The sequence below is a fragment of the Brevibacillus sp. NSP2.1 genome (assembly GCF_000470975.2).
GTDB classification, from domain to species: domain Bacteria; phylum Bacillota; class Bacilli; order Brevibacillales; family Brevibacillaceae; genus Brevibacillus; species Brevibacillus agri.
The window spans coordinates 3982500-4008909 of record NZ_CP048274.1; the positions used below are offsets into that span (position 1 = coordinate 3982500).

The following is a 26410-nucleotide window of genomic DNA, read 5'->3' on the forward strand; positions in this document are numbered from 1 at the left end:
ACTTATCCGACAAAGCAGGTGATTCGATTGGCAAGTTTGGGCGACTCTTCGATTGTGATGTTTCTGCCCTTGCTATTATTTTTGCTTTTCAACGCGATAAACATCCTCATCAGCATTTGGGCCTACCGCGATTCGCGGCGCAGAGGCAACAGCAAAGAATTTTCCGTTATCGTGCTGGTTGCGCTGCTTTTTTTCCCGGTGATCGGGTTGATTGTGTATTTGATTATACGGAAGGATTAGGCTTTGCCGGGATGCGATATTGAGCATCCCTCTTTCGTGTTCACCTGCCAGCCCTGCCAATCTGGCTCGACGGAATCACCGTTCAGCTTTGCGAAAAGGAGCATTTTCATAGACCGGCAGGCTCGAAGCTAAGCCAGCAGTCATTTTTTTGCGTGCCAAACAGCTCAACATGTCACCTATGCGGAGGGAACGATGAAGGAAACAAATCCCTAGATGGTTTTTTGGGCGCTGCTTGCTTGCCAGTGCCCAAAATCGCGTTGAATGGTGGATTGATCGGAAAAACAACGTCCGAGCGGTATGGCTGTTCGGCAGCTTTTTTATGTTTTATTTGGCGATGAACATCCCGTTTCTTGCTTCTATGCAGGAAAACGCAGCTTTTCACTGGGCAATCATATCGTGATGCACTTCGCGGCTTTGCAAGTAGTTACGCAGTATTTTTCCAAATAAAAACATCAAAAGGAAAATTTTTCTTGATAGCTATTGCGAACATTAATATAATAATAGTGAATTTGGAATTTTAAGGAGGGGCTTTTGTGAACACTGCCATTGCGATTCTCACTTTTATCGGAGATCTCATCCCATTAATCGTTCAACTGCTAAAAGCCTTTGCTTAATTTCCGAACGATCCGCAATGCAAGGGGCTGTTCCTCTGTCATTTTCCATGACGTAAGGGACAGCCCCTTCTCTCATTTAGCTCATTGTCTCAATTTCATTCCTATTGATGAGAAAACAATCGCCAGGTTTATCGCTAATTCTTTCGTGAACAAAAATAATCGTCCAGTCCATGGTCGAGTCAAACAGATACATATCAAAAGTGAAACGCGTGTAAGATTGCATCAATTTTGCTGCATCCATCGTAAACACTTTGCCGTATGCGAACTCTTTGCCTAACTTGCTTGTTGCGTCCCAGAAAAACAGCACTTCTTGTTTGCTTTTCAAAAAATCTGTTGCTTCAGCCAAGCTCATCCCTTGCATTTTGCAGCAAGCCTCTTTTCCCAAAAACTCCCAAAGGAATCCTCTGTGCAATGTTACATATCTTTTATAGAGAAACTTGCGAATTTGGTTACTGTCTACATCGAAAAATGTTTCTATGTACTGCCTGCGAAGCAGTTTTGCCCTCGCTTCTGGCAAAACGGGAATCTGCCGCACATTCACGACATCTGGCAAGTATTCTACTGAACGATAAACGTATTCGTGATACTTGCTTGCTGCTCCAAATACAAACTCTCTATATTCGCTATATTCGTCCCCTTCAAGCACCTCGTAATTCGTCATCGAAAACATGTCATGTTCATAGGTAGATAAAATTCTAGGTACTTTGGAGTAAAGCCCCGCAGGTATTTTCGCAGCTATAAACGTTTCCGGGATATTCGCAATGGAACTGACTCGCTTGCCAAATATATATTTTTCCCCACTTGAAAAGAAATAATAGACATTATGTTTCATCACATGTTCAATCTCTGACAAGATCGGGTCAGGCGCTTCGAAAAATTCATCCCAATCAAAATCCAGATCAACCTCTATACCTGCGATATAAATTTCTTCCATTTCCACAATGTTTAAACGCATTCTATCCTCCTTATCTCACTAAAATCATAGCAGAAAAACGTCCCCAGACAGTAGCACTTGAAAGAATAAAGCGGTGGCGAAGAAGACGGTGTTCTGGTCGAGCGTGATGATACTCTTTTTCCGACAGAGAGGACGTAAGTCTCGACATGGGGAATCCATTAATTTATTTATTTTAAACCAATCCATGGAAAGAAATGATGTCCTTCGATTTGCTCCCAAGAACCATTAATCTTCTTCTTTAAATGCCAATGAGGAAGATTGGCAGGCCTATTGTTCCCTCTTGAATCTATGTAATGAGGGGTGTGCTTTACATTTTTATAATTGGGTTGATCGACAATTTTTTCAGCATAATCTTCACGGACGCTAAACGTGTCTTTTTCCTGACGAGCCAACAGTTTAGCTTCACTAAGAGTTAATGGATCCCCAACAATCACTCCACCCAGCCGATTTAAAAAAGCTCTAAAATGCTTCACTTTATTTCTTTTAATTTCGTATGTAACTGTTTCGCTAATCGACAGACTTTCTGTAACGATTTTAATAAATGACCTGCCTTCGTTATTCCCAATATCTTGAGCAAGTCTATCTTTTCTTGCAACATAGTCACTCAAATAATCGCTGACAATGATGGCTCCCGTAACAAGAGCAACAAAATCCCCTACCGGAAGTGGACCATCAATCGCAGCAATCACTCCCAATGCAGCCAAGCGCGCTGCCAACTGTCTTTCTGTCATACGAATCCCGGCATTTTTCAATACAGTTAGCGCTTCACTCGTTGCCATACTCCTAAGAGATACTTGTTTGGAAGACTCATCTTCTGGAAACTCGTTATGAATCTGGTAGTAATCATAATATTCTTGAGCAAGTGTATCTATGCGCTCGAAATCTCTCTGTAGTGCTTCTGGATCTACTTCTTCCATATATCTCATTGCATCAGTCTGATTCGTCGTATCAGGAACTTGATATTTATCAACAATTGATGCTACTTCTGCAAATAAGTACTCCTCATTTTCTTCCATATATTTGGTTAATTCATTATTCATTTCTCTTGCTTGTTCTGTCTCGGTTTCAGCCATTATTTCCATGAAATGCTCAATCTCGCTACGTTGAATATAGCCATCGTCTTCCTCAGTAGTGCTGGCGTAAACACCATTGGCATTTACAAAGAGAAGCCCCAAAATTAACAATACTGTTAACCACCGCTGATTTTTCAGCATAATAACTTGTTGATACTACTATCCCAGTAGCTCAACATTTCACTCCCTCCATCTTTAATTGGAAACTTTGGTTTTTGTTACCATTTATACTTATACCATACTTTTAATCTGCTTGTAAACAATTTTATAGATAAAATTTCCTATAATTCCATACTTTAAGCAAAGAACAATATTATGTATTGCCTATCTCCCCCGCTCCCCCAAAATAAAAAAACCCTCCCTTCCGACCATGGGAAGAAAAGGGAGGCTGGGTGGACTGGGTTCAAATCTCTAGTTCACCAAGTCGAACGAGTTCGACTACTGCCTGAGATCGACCTTTGACACCTAATTTTTGCATGACATTACTGATGTGATTGCGCACAGTCTTTTCGCTGATGAAGAGTTGTCCGGCAATCTCTTTGGTTGTCTTATCTTGGACCAAGAGTTCAAACACTTCTCTTTCGCGATTCGTTAACAACGGCTTGGTTTGGTCGCTACCCTTCAATCGTGCCACCCCTCCTTGTGGGCTCTACAGGAACAAGGTTGAGGGATTACAGAGTCACCTTATCCTATGATGGGGGGTGGGTGATGGTGCCGGAATTTCAAGGATTTTAGGCTTTTGCCTTACATCCTATTCAGAAAATGGGCAATGGGTTCCGAAACACCACACAAGAAACATTTTTGGCTTTGCCGCCGTGGCGAAAAAATTTTGTTGAGTCGACGGGCTGCCTGGCGTCTCTTTGGCCAAACAGGCTTCGTAATGCCCGCTTGGGGAGGCTGGCGTCGGAACCCAAAGGCCAACACCGCCCCCGACACTTCAGTCTATTCAAGTAGCGCGCTTGCTGCTCCCTTCTTTCCGGTTCCTTTTTCCAGCTTCTTTGCATGCTTGGTTCCCTTCCCTTGGAGCAAACGCCGCAAGCAAAAAGCCCCGATCCATTCAAGAGCGGGGCTGCATGCGCTAAGCTTCCATCCTTTAAATAAACGGCGTCCGATGATACGTCTGCTCAAACTTCTCACGCAGTCCCTTTGCCAGCAGCGTAAACGAGCCGACCGCGATCACGAAGGCAACCAGCGGCGTGAGGAAAATCCAGGTGTAATTGCTGTACACGAAGCCCCGGTACGAACCGAGCAGCCCTGCCCACTCGTGCGTGATCGAGTGGAAAAGAACCGGGTCCATCGTCATTTTTGTCCCGCCCACGAAAAGGTCGAACATCCCGAGAAGCCCCATCAAGGTCATGATCGCGACCATTTCCGTGACCAATATAATGATGATCTGCTCCTTCAGATGCGGCAAGATATGCCGGAAAATGATCTGCTCGCGGCCCGCCCCGAGCGAGACGGCAGCCAGGACGTACTGCGACTCCTTGATCTGCTCCGTCTTTTGCCGGATCGAGGAAGCGACAGAGGGCGCTCCCAGCACGCCGACGACCACGATGAAAAACAACACAAGCGTGGATGTCGGCATCAGCGGGTTGATGCTGATCCCTTTCAGCAAGAAATAGACAGGGATGAAGATCGGCATGTAGCTCCAGGCATTTTCAATCGCCAGCCACCAGCGCTGGGGCTTGTCCTGCACGCCAATGTACAGGCCGAGAAAAATCCCGATCAACAATCGCACGGCGGCCACTGCCAGCGTGACGAACACGGTGTAAGGCGCGCCGTGAAGCAGCAAGGTCAGCAGGTCGTAGCCCCATTTATCCGTTCCCAGCCAATGCTCCGCGGATGGAGGCAGCGGCGGTGCGACAATGATCGTTTTGCCGTTGACGACCTCGTTGCGCAGCTTTTCCTGAAAGTCCAGCTCATACGGGGCGATATACGGCCCGATCACGCCGATGAGCACGAGCAGCGCCACTAGGATGCCGCCGATCCACAATGACCAGTTGAATCGTTTTTGCATAGAAAAACCTCACTCGTTCCGAATAAAAATCGCGTTATTTGTAAACGACCACCCGTTCAAACAAATACAGAACCGCGCGGATGAGCACGTAGACCAAAATCGAGAGCAAAATGATCCCGAGCAGCCCCATCACCGCCGCGTTGAACTGGTAGCCGCCATCTTTGCTGAAAATAAAGCGGGTCAGGCCGACGACGTTGAGCAGGTACTCCACGATGAACAAGTTTGCTACCGTAATCGCGATCGTCTTTTTCAAATCCGCCACGAGAAACGGCTTGATGTTTTTGTACACGTGATGGGTGAGCACGTGCCAGATGCCCATTCCTTTTGCAAGCGCTGTCTTGATGTAGTCCTCGCCGCCGATCTGCGCGTACTTGAGGCTGACTACTTTCATCAGGAAAATCGTCGGTCCGATCGCCAGAAGCGTCATCGGGAACCAGTCGTTGGCGGAGTCGCTGGTAGGCGACAGCGTGATGATGCGAATATTCGTCAGCTTGTAAAAGGCAACGGCTGCCAGAATCGACATAAAAATCAGAATAAAATCAGGAATCGTGGCAACGAGGTTCAAAACCTTTTGCAGTTGACGAACCGCACGGAAGCGCTGCAAAAACAAGCCGAATACGAGACTGGCTACGACCGCGATGCTGACGCTGGCAAACAGCAGCTTGAACGTGTTCATGGCAAACGGTACGATATCTTCTGCAATGCTTCTCTCATTTTCGCCCAAATAGTACGTGCCGAGAGAACCACTCGCGATCTGCTGGATCAAGAATACGGTGTGAACGACGATCTCTTCCGGCGCGAAGACGATTTCGTCCTTGACCGTGTATAGCATAAACGGCCCGCCGCAGACGACGATCACTAGGAAGAACATCCCAAGCAGTTGTTTCACATATGCCAAGCACTCCTACCCCCTTACTAATTCCAACAATACACCATCTAAAAAAAATCATCTATACAATCAAAAAATATTTTATGTTTTTTTATATTTCAGACAATACAACCCGCAGATGCAAATAGATTCAAAGCTGTGCGCATTAGAAAACCCGATGGCGCGAAGCCATTGCCAGACTCTTCGCAGCCAGCGGATACAAAACTTGCTTTCTCCCCCTGCTTCGAACTCTCGCTACGGTGCCCTTCTTCTGGCGAAAACCGCTCTTTCCCATTCTTACCTGCACAAAAAAAGACGGCCGCAGCCGTCTCTTACCGAATGACGATAATTTGAATTTCCATCCGTCCCATGTCGTGCAGGTCGAGCGGAGCAGTCAAGGCTGTCCCTGTCACGTCCTTCAAATCGTGGTGCTGCACAAACAGCGGCGGCGTAATGTCGACGATCACACCGCGATTGGACAAAAGCGTACTGGCGTTGCCAGAGATCATGTTCCCCAACTCGGAAATCGCACTTTTCCCGAGCTCATCCATCTCCTGTACAGGAAAACCGCCCATCATGGCAGAGACGATGCGCAAAGCCAACTCCTCTTGCAGACCAAAAAACACGTCTCCTTGCAATTGACCTGTCATCCCGATACGAATCCAGGTGTGACCTTCCGAATTGCTCCATTCTTTTTCAGCTAATTCCCCACGCGAAATGTCTACATTGCACACTTGTTGAATCACGGAGGAGGCTGATTCAAGAAACGGATCTAGGTATTGGACTATCATTTGCGATCTCTTCCTTTCCCGGGCAATTATCTCTGCTATAGGACTATCATAATGTCGATATTTGGCAGATGCAAGACTATCACAAAAACTTTATAGGCAAAAGGTCACTTGTTCTGCGAATTTTCGGAAACCAATCCTCTACTTTGGCATCATTCCTTTTGGTATAAATGGCCGAGCACGTGCGCAAATCGAGCACTTCTACCCCGACCTCATGCCTGCTTAGCTGCCACATCGGCAAGCTGAGCTGCTCAAACGCAAACACCGTATCGCCAAACGCCAAGCATTCCCTGATGCACCGCTCGTCCGGATAGCTCTCATCGGATTCGAGCAGATGGACAGGCTCCAGGCCAAACTGCTGAAGCAGGTGCAGCCGATCCATGCACTGCTCCTTGCCGTGTTTCCCGGCAATTCTTCTCGGCGACAGCAGCGGAAACTCTCTCGTAACATATTCCCACTTTATCCCGTGGTAAAACATCGAATTTGCTTCCCCCCAAAGGAGCAGGCCCGGCTCTAGCGATTATCCGCTGTTGCCGGGCCATCCCTATTGCTTCTTTTTCCCGATCACATTCATCTCGGCACGAGCTTCCCGCCCCAGCGAATCAGTCGCGACAACCGTCAGTTTTTGCTTGCCTTCCTCAATCCGGTCCAGCACCAGGCGAAACCCTCCCCGGTCGTTGACGTCGACAGGCACATGATGATCGCCGTACGTAATTCGCAAGCTGACCGGCCCGGCTCCCGTCACCTTGCCCTCAATCGGCAGGAGCTCGCCTTCCTGGCCTTCCACCTGATTGTTCATCAGCTTGATCGTGGGAGCCGCGATCGTCCTCGCCCGGTAGTTCAACCGCTGTTCCCCCTGGCTGAGCACGACCGTGCCTGCGCTCGCATCTACGTACGCGTACAATAGCAGCGTGCTCTGGTTGCCTGCTCCATCTTTTCCTTCGATCAAGACGCGGTTTTCTCCTTGTTTCATCGGCAAAATGTGCGTCAAATTTTTATGCACAGGAATTTCCAACTGGTCTTCCTCGAAGTTGGCGACGATCTGGCCGTTGACGCTGGCCTGCCCTTTGTACGTCTGGTCGCGGTACAGGAAGCGGATCGGCAGCAGCATCGTTTTCGTCGCTGGATCAAACTGAATGTCTTCGGTCCCGTCGTTTTGGAGCTGGAGCATCGGCGGGCTTGTGTCGACGATGACCCGTTGCGTAAACTGCCGCGTGTTGCCGTACATGTCGGCAGTACTGTACACGACGTAGTTCAGCCCTTCCTGCAGCCGGAGAATCGTCTCGAACGAACCGTCTGCCTCCAGCTTGACAGGCGTTTTGTTGATCGAGAGCCGGACCCGATCCAGCAGCTCCTCGCCTGTGACCTTCCCGCGCAAGGCGACATCCGGCTGTTTGGATATTTTCAGATAGCTGAACAGATCGTCGGGAAATTCCACGAACGGCGGGACGGTGTCGCTTTTCCCGTTAATGTTTGCTACGCTGATGTTTCCGGCGTAATCGAAGGCGACTACGCTTATTTTTTTCTCCGGCTGATTGATGATCGTGCTGGTGATTTTCGGCGAATACGGGCCGCCTACTTTTTTCCCGTTGACGTAGAGCAGATAGCCTTGCACGTCTTTGTCGCGGCTGCTCCACTGCACCTTGTTTCCGGACAGAGAAGCGTTGAGGACTGGCGGCTTCGTGTCGACCCGGATCGGCAGCGTCATCGTTTGCCAATTGGCATCGCGGCCGTCGATTTTCGCCTTGATTAAAAACTGGTACGCTCCATCCGGCGCTTGCACATAGCTGCCTTTTTGCGGCGAAAAAATTTTGCCATCCCAGCTCCACGCCTCGCGCTCGGTGTAGTAATAAGGCGTTCCCAGCTTGGACTGGTCGTACTTGCTGACTTTTTCATCCCGCACCAGCGCGCGTATCGGCTTTCCGGACTGATCCGTTACTTCCACGACCACTTGCCGGGCGTTGCGCAAAAACGTAATCGAAGGAGCCGCGATGTCGTAATGGCCGTCTCCGTTGGGAGAAAACGCAATCTGGCCTGGATCAATCTGTACGGTTCCGTCCTCTTTGACCCCGGTCACGCCCAAATAATCGCGGTAGCGCCATTTGTCGTTGCGCTTGTCGTGGTACCAGCTCGTCTTGACGCCCGTCCGCTTTTCCTGACTGCCAGCCTCCCATACAGGCTGGTCCATAATGCGCGGCTCGTCCCAGTCGCCGAAAAAGCCGAAGTAAGGGACGCGCAAGGCAGGCAGCGACTTGTCATCCGGCGCAAAGGAGATAAAGCCTTCGGCAAACTGGTTGCGGGCTGCTCCCTGCGGGATGGCGAGCGTCACCTTGACCTCGGCGCGCTTGCCAGGCTCCACGGTTACCTTCGGAGCGGAAAAGCGGAGTTGCGCCCCTTCCAGCGCGGTTGCCGTCAGCATGTTCAAGCCGTCCTTGCGCAAGTCGGTCATGACGCCGAACTCGTCGTGGAGCTGGTACGTTATCGGCTTTTTCCCGAACTTGTTATCGACAAACAAGGAAAACGTTGTCGTGTTCCCGATCTCTCCCAGCGAGACGCCAGCCTTGCCTTTGGCATCGACCACCACGGCAGGCGTCTGGATCGCTTTGGCGATTTGCATCAAGCCTGCTCCTTGAACGCGCGGGCTGTACGGATATTTTTTCACTTTGGCCTTGTCGGAAGCAGCCACGCTCACCCGCGGGTCCAAAATCGGCTCGGCTGTGTTCATCGCCGCTGCCTTCAACGTTTCGACCAAGGCCCGGCCTTGCAAGTTGCGCCCCTGCTTTTGGTAGGCTTGCTTGAGCAGCGCCATCCCGCCTGCTACGTGTGGCGTCGCCATGGACGTTCCGCTTTTGACTGCGTACTCCGAATCGCGGACGAGCGACAAAATCCCTCCGCCCGGCGCCGAAATTTCCGGCTTGAACTGCAGGTCAGGAGTCGGTCCCCAGGAGGAAAAGCCGGAAATCGTTCCGCCGTCCGGATAAGGCATCGGGTTTTGCGCGTACTCGCCATTGAAGGCGACCGTCACTTTTTTCCCTTTTTTCACCGCCTGCGCCAACTGCTCGCCCATCTGCTTCAGCACCGCCACCGCCGGAATTTGCTTCAAATGCTCCGCGCTGATGATGAGCGGCCCGGGTTCGTTGTTGTAAATAATCGCGCCGACGGCACCCGCTTCTTTGGCAAGGCGGAGCTTTTCATCAAAAGAAGTATCCCCCCGCTCCAAGAGCACGATTTTTTCCTTGACCGATACGTTGTAGTCTTCTTTTTTCCCTTTTCCCATGTAAACGAGCGGATACGGCTTCACCAGAGAAGCTATCGGATTGAGCGCCGACCCGCTCTCCACGTGCCCAGGCAAGTAGACGACGCGTTCCAGCCCTGGCACTCCCTGGACGCTGAAGCTGTTGCCCGCAAGCGTCGTCGCGTTGACGGATGCGACGGAAAACGCATCAGGGCTGAGGCCGGGGGAGCCGATCATGGCCACGTCCGGATTTTGCTCCCGCACCTTGTCGCTGCCGAAGTACGAGTCGTTCCCCGCTGCCGCCACGACGATGACGCCGTTGTCCACCGCCTTTTTCACGGCCATTTGCTCGACGTTCGACTCGTCCACATAACCGGCGGAGGAGCCGAGGCTGAGGTTGATGACATCGGCTTTTTTGGCGATCGAATCGTTAATCGCAAACAAGATCGACTCGCTCAAGCCTGGCACTTCCCCCTGGTAGTTGGAAAATACTTTTTGGCTCATGATTTGCGATTCCGGCGCGACTCCTTTGACTTTGCCGTTAGCGGCAATGATCCCGGCGACATGGATGCCGTGCTGCGATTCGGCTACGTCCTCGGTCGTCTGATTGCGGTCTGCCCAGTTGAAGCCCGGAATTACTTTTTGCGGCGAGCCTGACTTCTGCACAGCCAGCCGCTTGTCGTGCGGCGGTGGCAAATCAGGATGCCGCGGGTTTACGCCTGTATCAATGACCGAGATGAGCATTCCTTCTCCTTTAACCCCTGCCTCCCGCCAGGCGCGGTTCGCTTCGATCATCTCCAGCGTAGAGGCTTGTGCGCTGACAGCCTGTTCGCCCAGGACGACATGCTCGGAACGCTGCCACTCGTTGGCCCGCTCGGCGCGGACATGATTTCCGGCCTCGCCCGGCGCGTGGCTTGTATGTGATTGCTCCTTCATTTCCGCCAAATCGTGCATGACCACACTGCGCAAGCTGATGGCGTCGCCGTATGCAAAGACATCCGCGCGTGTATGGCCCACTGTCGTTACGGGAAGCAAAACCAACACTAACCCTAAGCTCATCACCTGTTTTTTCATCGTTTGCCCCCTTGTTGGAAGTACACCCATTATGTATCAGTTTTCACTGGGAGCCGCTCGGGTATTCTCGTCTTTTGCCCTAAGGTTGACAAAACAGGTGAATCAGCCTATATTTAATACCGTTAAATATTTCCTGTCCGAAATGTATTGTTATTAAGCTGCAAGGAGCTGAAACCAGCATGTCCTCCCCTTCCCCCGAGTCCATTGACCGCCTGCAAGAAGCTTTTCGCACCATCATGCGCACGTTGGGGACGCATATGGCCGAGCCTGTTCCCGGATTGACAGGTCCGCAATTTTACATCCTTCATCAATTGGAGCAACGCCAAAGATGTACCGTCGGCGAACTGGCCGATTCGATGATGGTCAAGCCCAGCGCGATTACCGCGATGATCGACCGGCTGGACAAGCACGGCTACGTCAGCCGGGAGCGCGATGAGGAAGATCGGCGCGTCGTCCATATCAGTCTGCTGGAAGCCGGAAAACACATTTTGGCCCAGGCGAAGCAGACGCGGCTGGAAACGCTCCGGCAACTGTTTTCCCACCTCACCGAAGAAGAGTGGGAGCAGTTCGTTCGCATGTTCGAAAAACTGGCAGTCGCCGCTGTCGCTGACGCAAGAAAAAAAGGCGTGCATTCCGGTTAAACCGGCGCACGCCTTTTTCTTTTGCCAAACGATTAGGAGAAGAAGAATTTCTTCACCGCATGTTTGGTCGTTTCTTTGTTCATGTGAGCAATCGAGGTCGTGAGCGGGATGCCTTTTGGACAAGCTTGCACGCAGTTTTGCGAGTTACCGCAATCGCCGATACCGCCGTCTTCCATCAGAGCTTCCAGACGCTCATGCTTGTTCATCATACCAGTTGGATGCTGGTTGAACAGGCGAACCTGGGAAATCGCAAACGGTCCAATGAACTCGGACTTCGCGTTCACGTTCGGGCAAGCCTCCAAGCATACCCCGCACGTCATGCACTTGGACAGCTCGTACGCCCATTGACGCTCTACTTCCGGCATGCGCGGACCTGGTCCCAGATCATGCGTACCATCGATTGGAATCCATGCTTTTACACGTTTCAACGCATCGAACATGCGGCTACGGTCAATCGACAAGTCGCGTTGTACAGGGAACGTGCTCATTGGCTCCAGACGAATTGGCTGTTCCAGTTTATCGATCAGCGCCGAGCAAGCCTGGCGCGGTCTTCCGTTGATGACCATCGAGCACGCGCCGCATACTTCTTCCAAGCAGTTCGATTCCCAGTTGACCGGAGAAGTTTTTTGGCCTTGCGCGTTGAGCGGATTGCGTTGAATCTCCATCAGCGCACCAATGACGTTCATACCAGGACGGTACGGGATTTTGAACTCTTCCTTGTATGGAGTGCTGTCAGGGCTGTCTTGGCGAGTAATAATCAGGTGAATCAATTTTTCTGCCATGATCCGTTTCCTCCTCTCTTAATGCTTCTTGTCAGACGTATAGTCACGTTTCCGTGGCGGGATCAACGAAACATCGATGTCTTCGTAGTAGATTTCTGGCGCGGTTGTTTCCGGATTGAACTTCGCCATAGTTGTCTTCATGAAGTTCTCGTCATCACGCTCAGGGAATTCCGGTTTGTAGTGAGCGCCGCGGCTCTCGTTACGCATGAGCGCACCGATTGTGATCGCACGGGAGAGGACGAGCATGTTCCACAAGTGACGAGTGAAGGAAGCACCTGCGTTGCTCCATTTGCTTGTATCGTTGATGTTGATTTTTTTGTAGCGCTCCATCAACTCTTGAATCTTTTCATCTGTTTTTTGCAGACGGTCGTTGTAACGAACTACCGTTACGTTGTCTGTCATCCACTCACCCAGCTCCTTGTGGATCAGGTAAGCATTTTCCGTTCCGTCCATTTTCAAAATGCTGTCGTATTTCGCCTGTTCTTTGCTCGTGTAGCTGTCAAAGAGAGTAGAAGACAGATCATCCGAAGATTGATTCAAGCCTTTGATGTACTCGATCGCTTTTGGACCGGCAACCATACCGCCGTAGATCGCGGACAACAGGGAGTTTGCACCCAAACGGTTCGCGCCGTGCTGGGAGTAATCGCACTCACCCGCTGCAAACAGACCAGGGATGTTGGTCATTTGGTTGTAGTCTACCCACATTCCGCCCATGGAGTAGTGAACGGCAGGGAAAATCTTCATCGGCACTTTGCGCGGGTCATCCCCTACGAATTTTTCGTAAATCTCGATAATACCGCCCAGTTTTACATCCAGCTCTTTCGGATCTTTGTGGGACAGATCGAGGTACACCATGTTTTCGCCGTTGACGCCCAGTTTCATGTCTACGCAGACAGAGAAGATTTCGCGAGTCGCAATATCACGCGGTACCAGGTTTCCGTAGGCAGGATATTTTTCCTCCAGGAAGTACCAAGGCTTACCGTCTTTGTACGTCCATACGCGACCGCCCTCACCGCGCGCGGATTCAGACATCAGACGCAGCTTGTCGTCGCCCGGAATCGCAGTCGGGTGAATCTGGATCATCTCACCGTTGGCGTAGATTACGCCTTGCTGGTAAGCGGCAGACGCTGCTGTACCTGTGTTGATGATCGAGTTGGTCGATTTACCGAAGATGATACCAGGGCCGCCTGTTGCCAAAATAACGGCATCTGCACGGAAGGATTGAATTTCACCGGAACGCATGTTTTGCGCGGTAATCCCGCGACAGGTTCCTGTCTCGTCCAAAACGGCTCCGAGGAAATCCCAATATTCGTACTTGGTAACCAGACCTTCTGCTTCGTAGCGGCGTACTTGCTCGTCCAGCGCGTACAGCAGTTGTTGTCCGGTTGTCGCACCTGCAAACGCAGTACGGTGATGTTTTGTTCCCCCGAAACGGCGGAAGTCCAACAGACCTTCTGGTGTGCGGTTGAACATGACGCCCATCCGGTCAAGCATATAGATAATTCCAGGTGCTGCATCGCACATTGCTTTTACTGGTGGTTGGTTTGCCAAGAAGTCTCCACCGTAAACTGTATCGTCGAAGTGCTCCCATGTGGAGTCGCCTTCCCCTTTGGTATTTACCGCACCGTTGATACCGCCCTGCGCACAAACAGAGTGGGAACGTTTTACCGGAACCAGGGAGAACAACTGAACGGGAACGCCTTTTTCTGCAGCTTTGATAGTAGCCATCAAGCCGGCCAATCCACCACCGACAATGATAAGTTTACCTTTTGCCATGATTTAGTCCCCCTATCCCTACAGAATGAAAGCCGACATCGCACGCAATCCGATGAAGGTTACAACTACGAATACGACCATAGTGAAGTATGTTGCAATTCGTTGGGAACGTGGTCCAACCGTAATTCCCCAGTGAACCAGGAACGACCAGAGTCCGTTGGAGAAGTGGAAAACCGTGCTGATAATCCCGATTGTGTAGAATACGATCATTGCTGGGCTGCTGAAAATGTTTGCGACCATGTCGAAGTCAACATGTGCACCCAATGCCTTCTGAATGCGAGTTTCCCATACGTGCCAAACAATGAAAATGAGGGTAATGATACCTGTTACCCGTTGCCACAGAAACATGTGGTTTCTGAAGTAACCGAAGTTCCCTACGTTTTGTTTCGCTTGGAACGCGATGTAGAGACCGTAAACAGCGTGAAACAGGATCGGGATGTAGATGAAGACAAATTCAACTACAAGCAGAAGTGGAACGTTTTCAATCAGACCTACCGTCTGGTTGAAAGCTTCGGCTCCACGGGTCGCCTGGTAGTTGGCTGTCAAGTGGAACAGCAGGAAGAGCCCGATCGGAAACAAACCAAGAAGTGAGTGCAGCTTGTGACTGAGAAAGCTATGGCCTTTCGCCATACAATGGTCCCCCTTTCAGTGTATGTAGCGCTCTTTTATGGACCTTTCTCCCATATCCTAACCCATTGCCTGACCCATTAGACATGCCAAAAAACCGTTAGCTCTCTCCACGCCTAACTTTGTCGGAATGTGTCAAAATACGAAAAAAAGTTGGGCAAAACTTTGACCAAATCCAATTGTACTCTTGTCGACACATAGCGTCAAGACAATCAGTAGACTAAATACATTGATAGAATAACTTTGTTTAGTTTCACTATTTTTTCTCTTAATCGGTCATGAAGCAAGCCTCCCTCTCATAATCTAGTACAGACAGGAGGGAAGCGAGATGAAAGATACCGATCAGTTGGCAGCCCTGTTGCCGCCCCACACGATTCCGGTGGCCGAACGCATGCACATGCCTTATCTCGGCTACCATCTGCTCCGCGAAACATTGACGAACGCCTTATTGGGAGACAGCGAAAGCCCGATATTGTACTGGCTGGGCAAAGACATCGGCCGGAAAATTCCGGTTCAGTCTTCCACGGGCCCGATTCTCCCTTTTATCCGCCTTGGGCTGGGACAGCTCGATCTCGTGGAAGAAACGGCAGACGCGATCGTCTACAAGCTCTCGCACACTATCTACAACTACCAAACGCCCGAGCGGCTCAGCCGCGCCTTGTCACTGGAAGCCGGAATCATCGCCGGCAGCATCGAGCAGTGGAAGGGCAAGGACACGTCCGCACAACTGGAGATCGAAAGCTCGTCCCGCATTCTTATCAAGGTGCGGACGCAAAAATAAACAAGCCGTTCGCCTTTGTGCGGGATACTGCCATACTTTTGTCATTGCAAAAGGCAGCGGGAACCCGCACTCGCGAATCATTCAAAAAGATGCCCCCTCTGCCAGCGGGCGAGGGAGCATTTGCTTCTTATAAGCCGTGCACGACTGCTGTTTCCGCCACATCAAGTCCGTATGCCGTATGCAGGCTGCGAACGGCAAGCTCGGTTTGGCCAGCAGGAATAACGCAGGACACTTTGATGTCCGACGTCGAAACCATTTTAATAGAAATTTCTTTTTCAGCCAAAACGCGGAACATCTCAGCGGCAACCCCCGGATTGTTCACCATGCCGGAGCCGACGATGGACACTTTGGTCAAGTTTTGCTCGAAGTCGACTTTTTCGAAGCCCAGCTCCGCTTTGTTGTTTTCCAGCGTATCCAGCGCCTTTTTCAAGTCATCTGCCGCGACCGTAAACGAAATGTTCGTGACAGCGGCATCGTAGGAGCTTTGAATGATGATGTCGACGTTCACCTGGTTGTCTGCGAGTGTATTGAACAGGCGGGAAAGAGTCCCCACCTTTGCAGGCATCCCGACAACCGTAACTTTGGCGACATCTTCGTCATGCGCGACTCCACTTACTACTCTTCCTGTTTCCATGTTGGCAACCTCCTCAACGTACGTACCCTCTTCGGCAGTAAAGCTGGAGCGGACCACCAGCCGTACCTTGTATTTTTTCGCAGCCTCCACCGAACGCGGATGCAGGACGCCTGCGCCGAGATTGGCAAGCTCCAGCATTTCATCATACGAGATCGTATTCAGCTTGCTTGCTGCCGGCACCATGCGCGGGTCGGCCGTGTAAACGCCAGAAACGTCTGTAAAAATCTCGCATTTGTCAGCATTCAGGCTGGCTGCCAGCGTAACCGCCGATGTATCCGATCCACCGCGGCCGAGCGTTGTAATTTCTCCTTCGTCGCTAAGACCTTGGAACCCTGCCACAATCACGACGCGGCCTCGACCGAGCTCCGCCTGAATGCGCTGTGGATCAATTTGCTTGATCCGCGCCCGGCCGTGGATCGCTTCTGTCGTCACTCCGGCCTGCCAGCCAGTCAAAGAAATGGCATCGTAGCCTTTGGAATGCAAGGCCATCGCGAGCAATGCGATCGATACTTGCTCCCCCGTGGTCAGCAGCATATCCATTTCACGCTCGGAAGGGTAGGCGCTGATCTGTTTGGCCATATCTACCAGGACGTCGGTAGATTTGCCCATCGCAGACACGACGACTACCAGGTCATGCCCTTCTTCTTTGTAGCTGATAATTCGGTCCGCAACTCGTAAAATTCGCTCAATAGTCCCTACAGAGGTGCCTCCGTATTTCTGCACGATCAACCCCATGCGGCTTCTCTCCCTTTTCTCATATCCAATGTTTGTAGAATGTATCGTTTTCTCTCGTTTTATTAGCTTGTTTTCGCTTGTTCGTTTATGGAAAATTTTACCTGTCACTTTATAAAAAAGGCACCGACAAGGAATAAGTACCTGCCGCTGCCTACTGTTTCGACATACCGGTTCCTCCCTCCCAATACACGCGGACAATGCAGCACATGACAGGACAACACCTATCACCGCTCACATTGACACACCGTGAGATAGCACTCCATCTGACGCCGGTTAAGAGCCAGATGACAGTCCTGCACTTGTTCAATGCAGACCCAGCATGGAGAACTACGGGTTTTCCTCCACACTTCGGCGAATTCCCCTTTCCCGCTCCCTTCACAGATACCCGATCTCAGGGTGGTACTCTTGGTTTTCGCGCCTCTACCTCACTTCATAAGGGAAGTGAGGCTAACTATTCTGTTTGAAACGCATTATATCACGGGAATCCGAACGGTTCAATTGCTTTTTGAAAAAAACGTTACGATTCCAGCTTGCGCAAATGGGCGATAATCTGCTTCGCCAGCTTGTCGCCGATCCCCAACTGCCGGAAATCCTCCACCGTCGCCTCGCGCATTTTTTTCAGCGAGCCAAAATGGGTAAACAACAGCTTGCGCCGCTTTTCGCCGATGCCCGGTATTTCGTCGAGCTGGGAGGAGAGCATCGTCTTCGTCCGGGATTGTCGGTGAAACGTAATCGCAAACCGGTGCACCTCGTCCTGAATGCGCTGCAGCAAGTAAAACTCGTAGCTGTCCCGCTTCAGATTCACCGGCTCCGGCGGATCGCCGTACATCAACTGCGCGGTTTTGTGCTTTTCGTCTTTGGCCAGGCCGCAGACCGGGATGTACAGCCCCAGCTCGTTTTCCAGCACGTCCATGGCGGCGCTGATCTGCCCTTTGCCCCCGTCGATGACGATCAGATCGGGCAGCGGCTGGTTTTCCTTCAGCAAGCGCGAATACCGTCTGCGGATTACCTCGCGCATGGAGCCGTAATCGTCCGGCCCTTCGACTGTCTTGATCTTGAACTTGCGGTATTCCTTTTTGTCCGGACGGCCGTCCGTAAAGACAATCATCGCCGACACAGGCTCGGTTCCTTGGATGTTGGAGTTGTCGAACGCCTCGATCCGGTGCGGGACGCCGATCCCCAGCACATGCCCCAGGTTGTGCACCGCCTGAACGGTCCGCGCGTCGTCCTTGGACATCAGGGCGAACTTTTCCTGCAGGGCGATCCGCGCGTTTTCACAAGCCATCTGTACCAGCTCGCGCTTTTTGCTGCGCTTGGGCGTCAACACCTTGACTCCCAGCCATTCACTCAACAGCTCCGGCTCGCTTTCCTCCGGCAGCAAAATTTCTTTGGGCAGCGCGTTTTGCTTGTCGTAGTAAAACTGGGTGACGTACGACATGAAGTCCTCGCTCTCGTTTCCGTAGTAAGGGAAGGAGGTCGTCTGCCGCTCGATCATCTTGCCCTGGCGCATGTAAAAAATTTGAATGCACATCCAGCCTTTTTCCACGGCAAAGCCGATAATGTCGCGGTCAACCGTATCGGTGAACGTAATTTTCTGCTTCTCCATCACCGCTTCGATGCTCTTGATCTGATCGCGGAACTCCTTGGCCCGCTCAAACTCCATCGCCTCTGCGGCCTGGAGCATTTTTTCCGTGAGCTGCTGCTTCATCTGCTCGTGTCCGCCGTCGAGGAAGCGGCTGATCTCATCTACCAGTCGCTGGTTTTCTTCAGCCGAAACCTCGTACACACAGGGGGCGAGACATTGGCCCAAATGGTAGTACAAACATACCTGCTTGGGCATGTTGCGGCATTTGCGCAAAGGATAGAGCCGGTCGAGCAGCTTTTTCACCTCGGACGCGTCGCCTGCATTCGGGTACGGCCCGAAGTATTTCGCCTTGTCTTTCAGCACCTTGCGGGTAATTTCCAGCCGCGGCTGCGCTTCGTTCGTAATTTTGATGTATGGGTAGGTTTTGTCGTCGCGAAGCATGACGTTATAGCGCGGGTCGTGCTTTTTGATGAGGTTGCACTCCAGCAATAACGCCTCGATCGCAGACGACACCACGATATACTCAAAGTCCGCGATCTCGCTGACCAGAAGCTGCGTCTTCCCGTTATGGCTTCCGGTGAAGTACGAGCGCACGCGGTTTTTCAGCACCTTGGCTTTTCCGACGTATATAATTTCCCCGTTTGCATTTTTCATCAGGTAGCAGCCGGGCTTTTCTGGCAGCACAGCCAGCTTGTCTTTCAAGGTACGGTTCATGGCTGCACCTCCTTTTTCCTTTTAACGGCTTTCGCTTTAGCGTTTTTTCATGACGGGCTGTTCCAGGACGTACAGCTCATCCTCCAGGGCGTTCATCCGCTCCAGCAACAGCTTGCGGCTGTCCTGTACGCCCTGGTTATAGTAAAACGGCCCGAGCTCTCTGGAAAAGAAGGCGATCAGCTCTTCCGTCTCCAGGTTGCCCAGCTCCTCGCCGTGTTCTGCGTGAAAATACCGTTGCACTTGCAACACGAGATATTCCGTTTGCTCTCTCGTCAGTTTGGTTGGCATCCGCATCTGGCTTCCTTCCATGGTTTTCCTCTGATAAGAATATACGTTCTACTCCCATAGTACCACGGATCGGGCAGCAAAAAAACTGCCGCTTCGATCTGAAAGCGACAGTTTTCCTCTGACAGCCAGCTTTTAATGCTTGCGTCCGCCCAAGTACGCTTCTTTGACGCGCTCATCGTTCAACAGCGCGTCAGCCGCCCCGTCGAGAACAATCTGGCCGGCTTCCAGCACATAGCCGTAATCGGCGATTTTCAGTGCCTGCTTGACGTTTTGCTCGACGATCAGCACCGTCGTGCCTTCCGCATTAATCTGCTTGATGACTTTGAAAATGTCTGCCACCACAATCGGGGCCAGTCCCATGGACGGCTCGTCCAAAAGCAGCAGCTTGGGGCGCGACATCAAAGCTCTGGCAATCGCCAGCATTTGCTGCTGCCCGCCAGACATCGTACCGCCCAACTGGGGCAGCCGTTCTTTCAAAATCGGAAACCAGGTCATCATTTTTTCCATGTCGTCCTTGATGCCTTGGGTGTCGTTGCGTTGGAAAGCGCCCATTTCGAGGTTTTCCAGCACGGTCATTTTGCCGAGGATCGCCCGCCCTTCCGGCACGAGCGCCAGTCCGCTTTTCACGATCTGGTGCGGCTTTTTGCCGTCCATGCGCTCCCCGCAAAACGTAATGCTGCCTGCCTCCGGCTTTAGTTGGCCGGCGATCGTGCGCATCGTCGTCGTTTTGCCTGCTCCGTTGGCGCCGATGAGAGAGACGATCTTTCCTTCCGGCACTTCCAGCGTAATGCCGCGAATCGCCTTGATTTGACCGTAGGAGGTCGAAAGGTTTTGTACGTGCAGCATGCTATTCTTCCTCCTTGCCCAAGTATGCCTCGATCACATCGGGGTTGCTTTGTACCTCTTCCGGCGTTCCGTCCGCAATTTTCACGCCGAAATTGATGCAGACGACTTTCTCGCACAAGTTCATGACCAGCCCCATGTCGTGCTCGACCAGCAAGACGGTCGTGCCGTCATCGCGAATTTTGCGCACCAGTTCCATCAGCGCTTTCGTCTCTGTCTCGATCATCCCGGCAGCAGGCTCGTCCAAAAGCAATAGCTTCGGCTCGGTCGCGAGCGCCCTGGCGATTTCCAGACGGCGCTGCTGTCCGTACGCGAGCGTATCCGAGCGGACGTCTGCCACGTCGGACAGCCCGACAAACTCCAGCAATTGTTCCGCTTTTTTCGCAACCGCCTTCTCCTCGGACCGCTGGCCAGGCGTGCGCAAAAGCGAAGCCCAAAACCCCGCCTTCATCCGCGCATGGCAACCTACCTTGACGTTGTCGAATGCGCTCATGTGACCAAAGAGGCGAATATTTTGAAACGTGCGGGCAATCCCCATTTCCGTGATTTTGTTCGGCGGCATCCCGTTCAGCGTCTGTCCGGCAAAGGAAAAGGTGCCTGTCGTCGGCGCAAAAATTCCGGTGGCCATATTGAAGATCGTCGTCTTTCCGGCGCCGTTCGGGCCGATCAGGCCGACGATTTCCCCTTCGCGCACGGAAAAGGACACATCGCGCAGGGCCGTGATGCCGCCAAAGCTTTTTCCTACGTTCGCCAGTTCCAGCAACATCTCACAGTCCCCCCTTCGCCTTGCTTTTGTCTTTTTTGAACCATTTTTTGAAAGTATCGGTACCGATCAGACCGTGTGGACGGAAAGCCATCACGCCGACCATAATCAGACCGTACATGAGCATTTTGTATTCGGCCAGGCCGCGCAAAACTTCCGGCAGCGCCGTCAGCACGAGCGCGCCAAACAATGGTCCCCACACGACCTCGCTTCCCCCGATCACGGCAAAGGAGAGAATTTCCACGACTTTGTGGTAGTTGAAATCGTCCGGCGTAATCGTCGTCGTAATGTGCGCGAACAAGCCGCCGCACACGCCGGCGAGCACCGATCCGATGACGAAGGCGAGCATTTTGTAGTACGCCACTTGCAGGCCCATCGCCCGCGCCGCTGTCTCGTCCGCCTTGATCGCTTCGAACGCCCGGCCGAGCCTGGACTTGTTCAGACGCAGCGTCAAAAAGAGAATGACAGCGAACAACAACAGCATGAACAGGCACGTAGACAAAGCTTTCATTTGCATGACGGAGACGCCCAATGTCGTCGCTTTCAGCCCGATCGCTTTCTCAAAATCGTACAAATAATTGCCGATGGATTGCAGGCCGGTCAGCCCCAACGCCCCGTTCGTAATCTCCAGATTGAGCAAAATGACGCGAATGACCTCGCCAAAGCCGAGAGTGGCAATCGCCAGGTACAAGCCGTGCAGCTTCAAGGTTGGCGCGCCGATGAGCAGAGCGATCAAGCCTGCCGCCAAACCGCCGATGAGGATGGCAACAAACAGCGGCATGTCCGCCTGCTTGGTCAAAATACTCGCCGTGAAGGCGCCGATGCTCATGAATCCGGCATGCCCCAGCGAGAGCTGTCCGGTGGAGAGCGTGATGTAAATGCTGATCGCCAAGATGCTGTTCAGCAAAATAAAGGTAAACACCTGTAAGTTATACGGATTGAGAATGTCCAATGTTTGCACCTCCTTTACGCTTTGCGTCCAAATAGTCCTTCCGGCTTCAGCAACAAAATCACGATGATGAGGCCGAACGCCACGGCATCGCGATAAGACGAGTCTCCGTAGGCGACGGTAAACACCTCGATGATTCCGAGCAAAACGCCGCACACCATCGCTCCGGGAATGCTGCCGACGCCGCCCAGAATCAACACCGCCAGCCCCTTGAACCCGAGCGTCATCCCCATCGTAGGAATGAGGGCGGAATACGCCATGCCGATCAAAATGCCCGCCACACCGCCGAGAGCAGAGGCGATGATGACCGTGACGACGATCACCATGTTGGTGTTGATGCCCAAAAGGTTTGCAGTATCCGTATTTTCCGCCGTCGCCCGGATCGCTTTGCCCATCTTCGTCTTTTGAATCCAGAAGTGCAGGACAAACATGAGAAGGATGGAGATTCCCAAAATGACAAGATCCACGCTGCGAATTTGAATGATGCCCAGATCAAGCGGCTGACTTCCAAACGATTGCGGGAACGCCCGCGAGTCCGCGCCAAAAAACTTGTGCATCGCTTCCTCCACCAAAATGGCAAACCCGATCGTACTGATAAGCGAAGCCAGGTGGGGAACGTTTTTCTTGCGCAGCGGCCGCAGCGCTGTGTACTCCAGCACCAGCCCGAGAGCCGCCGAGATGACCACTGCCGCGAGCAGCGCGACGCCAAGCGGCATGTTCATGCTTGTCATCAGCACGAGGCCGACGAGCGAGCCAAAAATGAAAATTTGTCCATGAGCCATATTGATGATTCCGAGCACGCCGAAAATGAGCGTGTAGCCCAGCGCAATCAAGGAATAAGTGCTACCTACTGTCAAGCCATTGACTAATTGCTGCCAAAACAACTGCCTCACCTCACTGTAAAATGGTTGCCTGCCACGCGAAAACCAGCCGTTATTCTCGCTGGATCAGCAAGCGAAAGCGCACGCCTCGTCCTTTCTGATCCAGCGAGAAAACGTCATTGCCGATGGGAAAGAAGAGCCCGGGTTGCCCCGGGCATCATCCTATTCAAACGGGACGAATTTTCCATCTTTCGCGACAACGACTACTGCGTCTCCGATCGGGTTGCGCTTCTCATCGAAGGAAAGCTTGCCGGATACACCCGTAAAGTCTTTCAACTGGGCAAGCTGTTCGCGCAACGCTTCACGCTCGGCTTTGCCTGCTGCAAGCAGAGACTGCGACATGATGTACAGCGAATCGTACGCTTGCGCTGCGAATTGGTCAGGCTTCTTGTTGTATTTGGCTTCGAACGCCTTGACAAAGGCTTGTACCTTTTCGTCCTGCTTCTCAGGGCTGAACGGAGTCGCCACAATCAACCCTTCGGCTGCCGGGCCTGCAATTTCAAAAACTTTCGGATTATTGAAACCATTGCCGCCAAGGATCGTTCCGGTGATGCCGAGCTCGCGCGCTTTTTTCACAACCATGGAGCCTTCTTTGTACAGCGCAGATACGAGCAGCGCGTCCGGGTTGCCTTGTTTCAGCTTGGTCAGTTGGGCGGAAAAGTCGACGTCTCCGTTAGCAAAAGTCGCTTCCCCGGTAATTTCCAGGCCCATTTTTTCAGCCGTAGCTTTCATGACCTTGTAGCCATTCACAGAGAAATCGTCGTTGGAAGCGTAAATGAGCGCCACTTTTTTCAGGCCGTTTTTCTCGACTGCCGCTTTCATTGCTGTCGGAATCGCAATCGATTCAGGCAGCGAGTTGCGGAAGACGTATTCGCCGATGTCGTTGATGCCCTCGGATGTGTTGGAAATACCGAAGATCGGCGTTTCCGATTCGTTCGCGACTGGTCCGGCAGCGAACATTTCGCCCGAGAGCGTCGGCCCGATGATCGCGACGACATTATCCTGATTAATCAGTTTATTTACGGCGTTGATCGCTCCGTCTTTTTCCCCCGCCGAATCCTCGAACTTAAGCTCGATCTTGAGCTTGCCTTTATTCGCTTCATTCAGCTCGCCCAATGCCAGTTCCAAGCCTGCCTTTTGCGCTTCCCCGTATGCTGCGCCAGAACCGGAGAGAAAGCTGACCACACCGATTTTAGCCGTAAATTCTTGCCCGTCTGCACTGGCTGCCGGCTGCGAATCGCTGTTCCCTGCTGCTGGCGTGCTGGAAGTTCCTCCCCCGCTTCCACATCCCGCCATCAACACTGCGCCTAACGAAATCGTTGCCAGAGATCGCCACAACTGAAACCCCTTCACCTTCATCGAAAAGCCTCCCTTAATCTTTCTAAATAGACTGAATATATGAAGTTTAATAAAAGCATTCAAAAAAGGCAAATAATTTTCTCTGAGTAAACTTAATTTTTTGACAAACGATCGCTCGGTTGGAAGCCGCAACCATTATGTACCATCACGTTGAATGCGCTTACAATTATGCTCGTCCAAAAACGGGTGCGGCAGCGTTTCGGGAATGAGAAAAGCGGCTTGTTCTCGCCGCTTTCTCATGCTGTCTGTTTGCTTGTTTACAGGTGTTTGCCTACGGTTGCCATGAGAGCTTCTTTTGGTTGGAAACCGATTACTTTATCGACAGGCTGGCCATCCTTGAAGACGATCAAGGTCGGGATGGACATAACGCCAAAACGGCCTGCAGAATCCGGATTGTCGTCAACGTTTACTTTGACGATTTTGAGCTTGGAGCCGACTTCGCCGTCGATTTGCTCCAGCACAGGAGCGATCATTTTGCAAGGGCCGCACCAAGGAGCCCAGAAGTCAACCAGGACCGTACCGCCTTGCTCTACTTCCTGGGAAAAGGTGTTGTCAGTTGCATTTACAATTGCCATGGAAAGTTACCTCCTCGAAAAGTCAATTACTAAAAAAGGGTCAAATGCTACTTCAGTATATCATCCAAAAACAAAAATGACTATGGCGCCCCGCACTTTGTGCGCACTTCACGCTATAGTCTATCCAGTCGCTTCTTCCCTTATCGGTTGCTTTTTGCTTTATTGCCCTACTTGCTTGATGCGATTGATTTCCCGCTCATGATCGCTCACCTTTTTGTGCAGCAGGTCGATATCGGCCTCGATCAGCTTGTCTTGGCGCTCCAAACGCTCCAGCCGCTGAATCGCGTCGTCGCGGAAGTCGTACATCTCTTCACGAAATGCGTACATCTCTTCACGAAATGCGTACATCTCTTCACGAAACGCGTACATCTCTTCACGAAACGCGTACATCTCGTCGCGAAACGCGTACATTTCCGCCCTGAACTCGTACATCTCTGCCTTGAACTCCCGCAGCTCCTGCTGAACCTCTTTGACGATCCGGTTGTTCTCCCCCACCATGTGAATCAGTTGTTGCAACAGCTCTTCACTCATGCCGCTCACCTCTCCTTGGGTTTATTATAACAAGCAAGAACAGTGTAACGTAAGGGCTTGAGACAAAAAAAGCGTCCCCTCTTGCGGGACGCTTCTTGACATTTTCAACGGCCTGCTCAGCCTTAGACCAACACTTTTTTGAACTCGGCAGTAAGCAGTGGCAACACTTCGAACAGATCGCCTACGATGCCGTAATCCGCCACCTGGAAGATCGGCGCTTCCGGGTCTTTGTTAATCGCGACGATCACCTTGGAGCTGGACATGCCCGCCAAGTGCTGGATCGCCCCGGAAATGCCGCACGCAATGTACAGGTCAGGCGTTACGACTTTTCCCGTCTGCCCGATTTGCATCGAGTAGTCGCAGTAGTCGGCGTCGCACGCGCCACGGGACGCGCCTACAGCCGCACCGAGCACGTCTGCCAGCTCATACAGCGGCTGGAAGCCTTCCGCGCTCTTCACGCCGCGGCCGCCGGAGATGACGACTTTCGCTTCGGACAAGTCCACTTTGCCGCTTGTTTTGCGCACGACTTCTTTGACAATCGTGCGCAAGTCTTTGATTTCCAGGTCAACCGGAACGACAATCGCCTTTTTCGCAGCGTCCGGCGTGCCGATAGCGATATTGTTTGGACGGATGGTGATGAAAATTTTCCCGTCTACGAATTTGCGTTGTTGGAAAGCTTTGCCCGCATAAATCGGACGAACGAACACAGGACCCGCTTCGATGCTCGTCACATCGGAGACCAGGCCGTAGCCGAGCTTCGCCGCCACCCGCGGCGCGACGTCGCGGCCGATTGCCGTATGCCCCAAAATAACGGCATCAGGAGAGGCCAGCTCGATCAACTGCACAAGTGCTTGTGTATAGGCGTCAGGCGTGTACTGGGCGAGTGCCTCGTGATCCGCCGTGTAAACCGTGCTTGCTCCATGCTGTGCCAATACTGGCGCATGCGCTGCCGCGTCTGCCCCGAATACTCCCGCGACGATTTCGCCACCCTCGGCCAATGCTTGTGCTGCAGCCAACGCTTCCAGCGACACGTTGCGAAGTTGTCCGTCACGTACTTCTGTGAGTACAAGTACTTTTTTCAT

At 52.0% G+C, this 26410-nt stretch carries 25 protein-coding genes and 1 riboswitch; of the genes, 3 read left to right on the plus strand and 22 right to left on the minus strand.

From position 1 onward, the window contains the following. The first annotated feature begins 27 nt into the window (after positions 1 to 27). Entirely contained in the window at positions 28 to 240 is a 213-nt protein-coding gene (locus M655_RS19300) for a PLDc N-terminal domain-containing protein (protein WP_005836646.1), read from the plus strand. Between the two features lie 690 nt (positions 241 to 930). On the opposite strand, the gene M655_RS19305 is transcribed toward M655_RS19300, so the two are convergent. From M655_RS19305 to M655_RS19340, 8 genes are all read right to left on the minus strand, one after another. Further along, a complete protein-coding gene (locus M655_RS19305; protein WP_026557767.1) occupies positions 931 to 1809 on the minus strand; it encodes a hypothetical protein in 879 nt (292 codons plus the stop codon). Between the two features lie 167 nt (positions 1810 to 1976). Next, positions 1977 to 2993, minus strand: coding sequence for a hypothetical protein (locus tag M655_RS19310; RefSeq protein WP_025847154.1), 1017 nt, complete (start codon positions 2991 to 2993; stop codon positions 1977 to 1979). A 292-nt stretch (positions 2994 to 3285) separates the two neighbouring features. Then, the gene (locus tag M655_RS19315; RefSeq protein WP_003387736.1) at positions 3286 to 3507 is read right to left on the minus strand and encodes a helix-turn-helix domain-containing protein; all 222 of its coding nucleotides are present in this window, start codon (positions 3505 to 3507) and stop codon (positions 3286 to 3288) included. Between the two features lie 468 nt (positions 3508 to 3975). Then, complete coding sequence (locus M655_RS19320; RefSeq protein ID WP_005834904.1) at positions 3976 to 4899, minus strand: ABC transporter permease; 924 nt, start codon at positions 4897 to 4899, stop codon at positions 3976 to 3978. A gap of 34 nt (positions 4900 to 4933) precedes the next feature. Next, positions 4934 to 5797 (minus strand): ABC transporter permease subunit, encoded by an 864-nt coding sequence (locus M655_RS19325; RefSeq protein ID WP_025844125.1) that lies wholly within the window; start codon positions 5795 to 5797, stop codon positions 4934 to 4936. A 302-nt stretch (positions 5798 to 6099) separates the two neighbouring features. Further along, the gene (locus M655_RS19330; RefSeq protein WP_005834907.1) at positions 6100 to 6558 is read right to left on the minus strand and encodes a chemotaxis protein CheX; all 459 of its coding nucleotides are present in this window, start codon (positions 6556 to 6558) and stop codon (positions 6100 to 6102) included. A 79-nt stretch (positions 6559 to 6637) separates the two neighbouring features. Then, positions 6638 to 7033: a hypothetical protein gene (locus tag M655_RS19335; protein WP_025844126.1), complete on the minus strand. Its 396-nt coding sequence runs from the start codon at positions 7031 to 7033 to the stop codon at positions 6638 to 6640. Between the two features lie 66 nt (positions 7034 to 7099). After that, positions 7100 to 10864: a S8 family serine peptidase gene (locus tag M655_RS19340; protein ID WP_026557765.1), complete on the minus strand. Its 3765-nt coding sequence runs from the start codon at positions 10862 to 10864 to the stop codon at positions 7100 to 7102. 179 nt (positions 10865 to 11043) lie between these two features. Between M655_RS19340 and M655_RS19345 the strand changes: the two genes are divergently transcribed. Continuing rightward, positions 11044 to 11505: a MarR family winged helix-turn-helix transcriptional regulator gene (locus M655_RS19345; protein ID WP_005834913.1), complete on the plus strand. Its 462-nt coding sequence runs from the start codon at positions 11044 to 11046 to the stop codon at positions 11503 to 11505. 32 nt (positions 11506 to 11537) lie between these two features. On the opposite strand, the gene sdhB is transcribed toward M655_RS19345, so the two are convergent. The 3 genes from sdhB to M655_RS19360 are packed head-to-tail and all read right to left on the minus strand — an operon-like array spanning position 11538 to position 14693. Next, the gene (gene sdhB / locus M655_RS19350; RefSeq protein WP_005834915.1) at positions 11538 to 12287 is read right to left on the minus strand and encodes a succinate dehydrogenase iron-sulfur subunit; all 750 of its coding nucleotides are present in this window, start codon (positions 12285 to 12287) and stop codon (positions 11538 to 11540) included. 18 nt (positions 12288 to 12305) lie between these two features. Beyond that, positions 12306 to 14063: a succinate dehydrogenase flavoprotein subunit gene (sdhA, locus tag M655_RS19355; protein WP_005834917.1), complete on the minus strand. Its 1758-nt coding sequence runs from the start codon at positions 14061 to 14063 to the stop codon at positions 12306 to 12308. An 18-nt stretch (positions 14064 to 14081) separates the two neighbouring features. After that, the gene (locus M655_RS19360; RefSeq protein ID WP_005834920.1) at positions 14082 to 14693 is read right to left on the minus strand and encodes a succinate dehydrogenase cytochrome b558 subunit; all 612 of its coding nucleotides are present in this window, start codon (positions 14691 to 14693) and stop codon (positions 14082 to 14084) included. Positions 14694 to 15018: 325 nt separating this feature from the next. Between M655_RS19360 and M655_RS19365 the strand changes: the two genes are divergently transcribed. Beyond that, a complete protein-coding gene (locus tag M655_RS19365; RefSeq protein WP_005834922.1) occupies positions 15019 to 15471 on the plus strand; it encodes a DUF2507 domain-containing protein in 453 nt (150 codons plus the stop codon). A 127-nt stretch (positions 15472 to 15598) separates the two neighbouring features. Here M655_RS19365 and M655_RS19370 read toward each other — a convergent pair whose 3' ends face one another. From M655_RS19370 to M655_RS19420, 11 genes are all read right to left on the minus strand, one after another. Next, on the minus strand, positions 15599 to 16840 hold the full coding sequence (locus M655_RS19370; protein ID WP_005834924.1) for an aspartate kinase: 1242 nt from the start codon (positions 16838 to 16840) through the stop codon (positions 15599 to 15601). A 244-nt stretch (positions 16841 to 17084) separates the two neighbouring features. Further along, positions 17085 to 17271, minus strand: a riboswitch (Lysine riboswitch). An 86-nt stretch (positions 17272 to 17357) separates the two neighbouring features. Beyond that, on the minus strand, positions 17358 to 19139 hold the full coding sequence (gene uvrC, locus M655_RS19375) for an excinuclease ABC subunit UvrC (protein ID WP_005834926.1): 1782 nt from the start codon (positions 19137 to 19139) through the stop codon (positions 17358 to 17360). A 36-nt stretch (positions 19140 to 19175) separates the two neighbouring features. Further along, entirely contained in the window at positions 19176 to 19427 is a 252-nt protein-coding gene (locus M655_RS19380; RefSeq protein ID WP_005834928.1) for a DUF2164 domain-containing protein, read from the minus strand. A gap of 132 nt (positions 19428 to 19559) precedes the next feature. Continuing rightward, on the minus strand, positions 19560 to 20273 hold the full coding sequence (locus M655_RS19385) for an ABC transporter ATP-binding protein (RefSeq protein ID WP_026557764.1): 714 nt from the start codon (positions 20271 to 20273) through the stop codon (positions 19560 to 19562). Between the two features lies 1 nt (position 20274). Further along, positions 20275 to 21036, minus strand: a complete 762-nt coding sequence (locus M655_RS19390) for an ABC transporter ATP-binding protein (RefSeq protein WP_026557763.1) — start codon at positions 21034 to 21036, stop codon at positions 20275 to 20277. Between the two features lies 1 nt (position 21037). After that, complete coding sequence (locus M655_RS19395; protein ID WP_035316637.1) at positions 21038 to 21994, minus strand: branched-chain amino acid ABC transporter permease; 957 nt, start codon at positions 21992 to 21994, stop codon at positions 21038 to 21040. A gap of 5 nt (positions 21995 to 21999) precedes the next feature. After that, positions 22000 to 22866: a branched-chain amino acid ABC transporter permease gene (locus tag M655_RS19400; RefSeq protein WP_007776691.1), complete on the minus strand. Its 867-nt coding sequence runs from the start codon at positions 22864 to 22866 to the stop codon at positions 22000 to 22002. 159 nt (positions 22867 to 23025) lie between these two features. Further along, complete coding sequence (locus M655_RS19405) at positions 23026 to 24222, minus strand: ABC transporter substrate-binding protein (RefSeq protein WP_005834938.1); 1197 nt, start codon at positions 24220 to 24222, stop codon at positions 23026 to 23028. A 257-nt stretch (positions 24223 to 24479) separates the two neighbouring features. Further along, entirely contained in the window at positions 24480 to 24797 is a 318-nt protein-coding gene (trxA, locus tag M655_RS19410; protein ID WP_005834940.1) for a thioredoxin, read from the minus strand. Between the two features lie 159 nt (positions 24798 to 24956). Continuing rightward, positions 24957 to 25328: a hypothetical protein gene (locus M655_RS19415; RefSeq protein WP_007776683.1), complete on the minus strand. Its 372-nt coding sequence runs from the start codon at positions 25326 to 25328 to the stop codon at positions 24957 to 24959. Positions 25329 to 25450: 122 nt separating this feature from the next. Beyond that, positions 25451 to 26410, minus strand: a complete 960-nt coding sequence (locus M655_RS19420) for an electron transfer flavoprotein subunit alpha/FixB family protein (protein ID WP_005829227.1) — start codon at positions 26408 to 26410, stop codon at positions 25451 to 25453.

Coding starts and splice junctions, on each gene's coding strand:
- M655_RS19305 (WP_026557767.1), bottom strand. CDS start 1,809: ATGCGTTTAAACATTGTGGAAATGGAAGAAATTTATATCGCAGGTATA.
- M655_RS19320 (WP_005834904.1), bottom strand. CDS start 4,899: ATGCAAAAACGATTCAACTGGTCATTGTGGATCGGCGGCATCCTAGTG.
- M655_RS19330 (WP_005834907.1), bottom strand. CDS start 6,558: ATGATAGTCCAATACCTAGATCCGTTTCTTGAATCAGCCTCCTCCGTG.
- M655_RS19335 (WP_025844126.1), bottom strand. CDS start 7,033: ATGTTTTACCACGGGATAAAGTGGGAATATGTTACGAGAGAGTTTCCG.
- M655_RS19340 (WP_026557765.1), bottom strand. CDS start 10,864: ATGAAAAAACAGGTGATGAGCTTAGGGTTAGTGTTGGTTTTGCTTCCC.
- M655_RS19345 (WP_005834913.1), top strand. CDS start 11,044: ATGTCCTCCCCTTCCCCCGAGTCCATTGACCGCCTGCAAGAAGCTTTT.
- sdhB (WP_005834915.1), bottom strand. CDS start 12,287: ATGGCAGAAAAATTGATTCACCTGATTATTACTCGCCAAGACAGCCCT.
- sdhA (WP_005834917.1), bottom strand. CDS start 14,063: ATGGCAAAAGGTAAACTTATCATTGTCGGTGGTGGATTGGCCGGCTTG.
- M655_RS19360 (WP_005834920.1), bottom strand. CDS start 14,693: ATGGCGAAAGGCCATAGCTTTCTCAGTCACAAGCTGCACTCACTTCTT.
- M655_RS19365 (WP_005834922.1), top strand. CDS start 15,019: ATGAAAGATACCGATCAGTTGGCAGCCCTGTTGCCGCCCCACACGATT.
- M655_RS19370 (WP_005834924.1), bottom strand. CDS start 16,840: ATGGGGTTGATCGTGCAGAAATACGGAGGCACCTCTGTAGGGACTATT.
- uvrC (WP_005834926.1), bottom strand. CDS start 19,139: ATGAACCGTACCTTGAAAGACAAGCTGGCTGTGCTGCCAGAAAAGCCC.
- M655_RS19380 (WP_005834928.1), bottom strand. CDS start 19,427: ATGCCAACCAAACTGACGAGAGAGCAAACGGAATATCTCGTGTTGCAA.
- M655_RS19385 (WP_026557764.1), bottom strand. CDS start 20,273: ATGCTGCACGTACAAAACCTTTCGACCTCCTACGGTCAAATCAAGGCG.
- M655_RS19390 (WP_026557763.1), bottom strand. CDS start 21,036: ATGTTGCTGGAACTGGCGAACGTAGGAAAAAGCTTTGGCGGCATCACG.
- M655_RS19405 (WP_005834938.1), bottom strand. CDS start 24,222: ATGAAGGTGAAGGGGTTTCAGTTGTGGCGATCTCTGGCAACGATTTCG.
- trxA (WP_005834940.1), bottom strand. CDS start 24,797: ATGGCAATTGTAAATGCAACTGACAACACCTTTTCCCAGGAAGTAGAG.
- M655_RS19415 (WP_007776683.1), bottom strand. CDS start 25,328: ATGAGTGAAGAGCTGTTGCAACAACTGATTCACATGGTGGGGGAGAAC.
- M655_RS19420 (WP_005829227.1), bottom strand. CDS start 26,410: ATGAAAAAAGTACTTGTACTCACAGAAGTACGTGACGGACAACTTCGC.